Raw genomic sequence first — 5,534 nt, forward strand, 5'->3', positions numbered from 1 at the left:
CTGCTTGGTGACGCGGCCGTTGGGGCCGGTGCCGCTCACCGTGTTGATATCGACGCCGAGCTCCTTGGCGACCTTGCGGGCAAGCGGAGAAGTCCGCTTGCGCTCGCCGTCGGCGGAAACCGCGGGGGCGCTGCCGGTTCCGGCGGTCGGAGCCGAAACGGCCTGCGCGGCAGCGGGAGCCGGAGCAGCGGCCGGAGCCGCGGCGGCAGGGGCCGGGGCTGCGGCGGCGGGAGCGGCGGGAGCAGCAGCCGGGGCGGCGGACGCGCCGCTGCCATCACCCAGGAACGCGATCGGCTCACCGATGGCGACGGTGGTACCCGGCTCGGCGATGATCCGCTCGAGCACGCCGTCCTCGTACGCCTCGAGCTCCATGAGCGCCTTGTCGGTCTCGATCTCGGCGAGGATCTCGCCCGCTTTGACCTGGTCGCCGACCTGCTTGAGCCAGGCCGAGACGATGCCCTCCTCCATGGTGTCGGAGAGCCGGGGCATGGTTACTTCAGACATGATTCCTTCCGGTTCTCAGCGTCGCTTGCCCACGGCGGCAAGGGTTTCGATGGCGGCGCGGTACAGCGTGTCCGGCGACGGGAGCGCCAGCTTCTCGAGCGGCTTGGCGTACGGCAGCGGCACCTCGGCCATGGCCACGCGGCGCACGGGGGCGTCGAGGTAGTCGAACGCGCCGTCGGAGATGGACGCGGCCACCTCCGCGCCGATGCCGTAGGTCAGCCAGTCGTCCTCGCCGATCACGACGGCGCCGGTCTTCTTGGCCGAGGCGACAATGGTGTCGCGGTCCAGTGGGCGCAGGCTGCGCAGGTCCACGACCTCGGCCGAGATGCCCTCGGCGGCAAGCTTTTCGGCGACCTGGGTGCACACGGTAGCCATGCGCGAGTAGCCGATCAGCGTGATGTCGGTGCCCTCGCGGGTGACCGCGGCCTTGCCCAGCTCGGCGGCCGGAAGGTCGTCCGGCACTTCGCCCTTGGTGTTGTAGAGCGAGAGGTTCTCCAGGAACAGCACCGGGTCGTCGTCCTCGATGGCGGCCTTCAGCAGCGCCCGCGCGTCGGCGGGGGTGCTGGGCGCGACGACCTTGAGGCCGGGCACGAATGCGTAGTACAGCTCGATGTTCTGCGAGTGCGTCGCGCCGAGCTGCTGGCCGCCGCCACCGGGGGTGCGGATGACCATCGGCACGGAGGTCTGACCACCGAACATGCCGTAGATCTTGGCGGCGTGGTTGACGATCTGATCCAGCGCCAGCAGCGAGAAGTTGATCGTCATGAGCTCGACGACCGGGCGCAGGCCCAGCATGGCGGCGCCGATGGCCGCGCCCACGAAACCCTCTTCGGCGATCGGGGTGTCGCGCACCCGCTTCTCGCCGAATTCCTTCAGCAGGCCGGCGGTGATCTTGTAGGAGCCCTCGAAAACGCCGATTTCTTCTCCGATGAGGAAGACATCGTCGTCGCGCTGCATCTCCTCGCGGAGGGTCTCGCGCAGCGCTTCACGGTAGGTCATGACAGCCACGGTGATGTCCTTATGCGGTGAAGAGCGGATCGCCGGGCAGGCGATGGGAATCGCCCGCGACCGGGGTCGCGTAGTTGTAATCGAACAGGGTGGCCGGGTCCGGGTGCGGGGACGCGTCGGCGAAATCGACGGCCGCGCGGACGCGGTCCTTCACATCGGCCTCGATGGCGGCGGCCGACTCCTCGCTCAGCACACCGGCCTCGAGCAGGCGGTTGTGCCACAACACGATCGGGTCGTGCTCGACGGCGGTGGAGACCGCGTCCTCGGTGCGGTACTTGGCCGGGTCGACGACCGAGTGGCCCTTGAGCCGGTAGGAGACGGCCTCGAGCAGCGCGGGCTTGCCCTCGCGGCGGGCGGTCTCGATGAGGTCGGAGGCGACCTCGCGCACGGCAAGCACATCGGTGCCGTCCACGCGCTCACCGCGCATGCGGTAGGAGGAGGCGCGCTTCCACAGATCCGGTTCGGCCGAGGACTTCTCGACGGTGGTGCCCATGCCGGTCTGGTTGTTGATCACCAGGAACACGACGGGCAGATTCCACAGCGCCGCGATGTTCAGCGACTCGTGGAAGGCGCCGATGTTGGTGGTGCCCTCACCCATCTGGCACACCACGACGTCATCGCCGCCGCGGTAGTCGATGGCCAGCGCCGCGCCGATGGCGAGGGGAACCTGGCCGCCGACGATGGCGTAACCGCCGAGCAGGCGGGTCTGGGTGTCGTACATGTGCATCGACCCGCCCCAGCCCTTGGAGGTGCCGGTGGAGCGGCCGTACAGCTCGGCCATGACGCGACCGGGCTCGATGCCCTTGGCCAGCGCGTAACCGTGCTCGCGGTAGTTGGTGAACAGGTAGTCGGTGGGGCGCATGGCCTTGCCGACACCGACGACGGTGGCTTCCTCACCCAGGTTCAGGTGGCAGTAGCCGCCGATCTTGGCCTGCTGGTACGCCTGCGCGGTGCGCTCCTCGAAGCGGCGGATGAACAGCATGTCGGTGTAGAGACCGAGCAGGTCGTTGGCGTCCGCGCCGCCGAAATCCGGTCCGCCGAGCAGGTTTTCGGCGGTGTCGGGCACGGATACGTCAGCCTTGGCGGCCTTGCGCGCCGACTTGCGCGGCGCAGCGGTGGTCGTGGTCACGATGGAACTCCTCAACGCTTCCGGGGCGGCGCGACGTGAACCGGCAGGCCCAGCCCGACCAGGGCGGCCTCCATACCGATCTCGCCGAGGGTGGGGTGGGCGTGGATGGTCTCGGCCAGCTCGTCGAGGGTCGCCTCCAGCGAGATCGCCAGGGCCCCTTCGGTGATCAGATCGCTTGCCGACAGGCCGATGATGTGCACGCCCAGAACTTCCTTGTGCTTGGCCCCGGCGACGATCTTCAGGAAGCCCTCCTGATCGCCGAAGGACTTCGCCCGGCCCAGCGCCGCGAACGGGAACTTGGCCGTGATGATCTCGTGGCCGGCGGCCTTCGCGGCGTCCTCGGTCAGACCGACGCTGGCGATCTCCGGGTGGGTGAAGGTCGCGGCCGGGATGACGTTGTAGTCGATGTGCGCCGCGTGGCCCGCGATGGTGTCGGAGGCGACCAGACCCTGATGCGAGGCGACGTGCGCGAGCAGCGCCTTGCCGGTGACATCGCCGATGGCGTAGACGTGCTCGACGCCGGTGCGCAGGTGCTCATCGACCGGGATGAAACCGCGTGCGTCCGTTTCGATTCCGGCGATCTCGAGGCCCAGCTCGGCGGTATTGGGGCGGCGGCCGACGCCGACCAGCACCACGTCCGCGGGCAGTTCCTGCGGCTTCGCGCCGCCGACGGTGACCGACAGGCCGTTACCGGCCTCGGCGATCCCGGTGACGGTCGCTCCGGTCAGCACCTTGATGCCGCGCTTGGTGAACGAGCGCACCAGGGCGTTGCCGATCTCCTTGTCCTCCAACGGAACCAGGCGATCCTGCATCTCCACCACGGTGACGTCCGCGCCGAATTCGTGGAACAGGTTGGCCCACTCCGCGCCCACCGCGCTGCCGCCGATGACGACCAGCCGCTTGGGGACCTCGGTGAGGCCGAACGCGCCGTCGGAGGTGATCACGCCGGGCAGGTCCGCGCCCGGGATCGGGAGGACGGCCGGGACCGAACCGGTCGCGACGATGATGTCGGTGGCGCTGATGGTGCGCACGGAGGTCGCGGTCGGGGCGGCGGCGTAACGCGGGCCGCCCTCGAAGATCGGCGACGGACCGGCCTGGAAGACCTCGACGGTGGTCGCGCTGGTGAACTTCGCGTGGCCTTCGATCTGCGTCACGCCATTGGCCTTCAGCAGGCCCGCGACGCCATCGGTCAGTTCCTTGACGATGCCGTCCTTGCGCTGCCGCACCGCGGCGTAATCGAAGCGGACATTGTCGGCGTAGACGCCGAAGTCGGCCGCGGCCTGCAGGGTGTGGAAGACCTCGGCGGAACGCAGCATCGCCTTGGTCGGGATGCAGCCCCAGTTCAGGCAGACGCCGCCGGCGCGTTCCTTCTCCACCAAGCCAACATTCAGGCCCCGCTGAGCGGCGCGGATGGCGGCCACATAACCGCCCGGGCCGCCGCCGATCACCAGAAGATCGAATTCCGGCACTCGTGGTGCTCCTCATCTCGATGTACTCACAGACCCGCTATCGGTTGTGATGCGGGTCATTCCGATCGAGTCTGTCGGTCACCAAATGCACAAACAAGGAACTGGAAGCCCATATATGACAGGAATCGACTGGGCGCTGAGCACAATTAGTACCCGTCGGTAGCGGGCGTTCGACGGCTCTTCCGGCGCGCCGAAAAGGCTCAATCGTGAGTCGCGCCAGGAAGTTCCAGAGCGGCCAAGGCGAGAGAAAGCTCCACGTAGGAGCGCTGGCCCTCCAGCGGACGACCGAGCAGCATGGTGATGCGCTGGAGCCGGTTGATGACCGTATTGCGATGGCAGTGCAGCCGGGGCGCGGCGTTCGCGGCCGAGCAGTTCTCGGCCAGCCAGACGGCCAGGGTCCGCAACAGAATGTCGCGTTCCTTGGGCGGCAGGTCCAGCACCGGGCCGAGGGTGCGTGACACCAGCAGATCGGTGAGATCGGGAGAGCGCAGCAGCAGCGCCTCGGGGTAGCGGTCGTCGAGGGAGACCAGCAGGCCCTGCTCGTCGCCGGAGACGGTCTCCAGCGCGAGCACCGCCAGACCGTGCCCGGTATCGATGCTCGCCAGCCCGGCGACCGCGGGGGAGACGCCCGCCCGGCCCCGGATCAGCGGCCGAAGCTGTTGCAGCACAGCCGAACTCTCCCGATGCTCGAGCGACACCAGCCCGACCGTCGAATCCACCCGGTCGTGCCACACCGACCGGATCCCGGTCACCCCCAGCGCCGCCTCGGCGCCCATGTGCAGCGGCGGCCCGCTCTCACTCCGCGCCACGACCACCAGATACGCCCCGTTCGGCGGCAGATTCAGGTCCCGCCCGGCCCGCGCCGCGAAGGTGGCGTCGTGGGCGCGGCCCGCCAGCAGATCCTCCATCAGCGAATGGCGGCGCCGCTCATCGCTGCGCACCCGATCCAGCTCGGTGGTCCGGTACGAGGTCACCAGCGCCGACGACATCCCGTCGACCACCGCCCACATCACCGACCCCACCTGCCGGATCTCACTCGGCCCGATGTCATCGGCCTTGTCCAGCAACGCCTCCCACACGATCTGCCCGCCCAGCCGGAAGGTGCGCAGCATCGCCTCCAGCGGCACGCCCTGCTCGGCCCGCCGCCTGCCGATGGCCGCCGCCACGTCATCCCCCTCGGGATCCGGCTCCAGCCCGCCCAGCAGATCCAGAATCCGCGTCAGATACCGCTTGCACCCGTCCCGCAGATCCGCGCGCGGCACCGCCGTGTAATCCGTCCACTCCGGATTATCGGTCGCGATGGCCGCCATCAGCCGCTTGGTGAGCTCCGGCACCTCGGCCTGACAAGCCGCCGCCAGCCGCTGCGTACCGAGCGTCGGTACCGGATGCCTGGGAGCCGCCATGCCCCCCAACCTACGCCCGCC

At 69.1% G+C, this 5,534-nt stretch carries 5 protein-coding genes; all 5 read right to left on the reverse strand.

Annotated features, from left to right (window positions below; genetic code table 11):
- Positions 1-504, reverse strand: a 504-nt coding sequence (locus ACAM49_RS38485) for a biotin/lipoyl-containing protein (RefSeq protein WP_369640449.1), incomplete at its 3' end; no start/stop codon positions are given.
- 15 nt (positions 505-519) lie between these two features.
- Complete coding sequence (locus ACAM49_RS38490) at positions 520-1,503, reverse strand: alpha-ketoacid dehydrogenase subunit beta (protein ID WP_369640450.1); 984 nt, start codon at positions 1,501-1,503, stop codon at positions 520-522.
- 19 nt (positions 1,504-1,522) lie between these two features.
- Entirely contained in the window at positions 1,523-2,641 is a 1,119-nt protein-coding gene (gene pdhA, locus ACAM49_RS38495; protein ID WP_369640451.1) for a pyruvate dehydrogenase (acetyl-transferring) E1 component subunit alpha, read from the reverse strand.
- Positions 2,642-2,652: 11 nt separating this feature from the next.
- On the reverse strand, positions 2,653-4,110 hold the full coding sequence (lpdA, locus tag ACAM49_RS38500; protein ID WP_369640452.1) for a dihydrolipoyl dehydrogenase: 1,458 nt from the start codon (positions 4,108-4,110) through the stop codon (positions 2,653-2,655).
- A 200-nt stretch (positions 4,111-4,310) separates the two neighbouring features.
- Positions 4,311-5,534: PucR family transcriptional regulator (locus ACAM49_RS38505; RefSeq protein ID WP_369640453.1), on the reverse strand; the 1,224-nt coding region annotated here is incomplete at its 5' end.

Source organism: Nocardia sp. JMUB6875 (genome assembly GCF_041154655.1).
Classification (GTDB): domain Bacteria; phylum Actinomycetota; class Actinomycetes; order Mycobacteriales; family Mycobacteriaceae; genus Nocardia.

Coding starts and splice junctions, on each gene's coding strand:
- ACAM49_RS38490 (WP_369640450.1), bottom strand. CDS start 1,503: ATGACCTACCGTGAAGCGCTGCGCGAGACCCTCCGCGAGGAGATGCAG.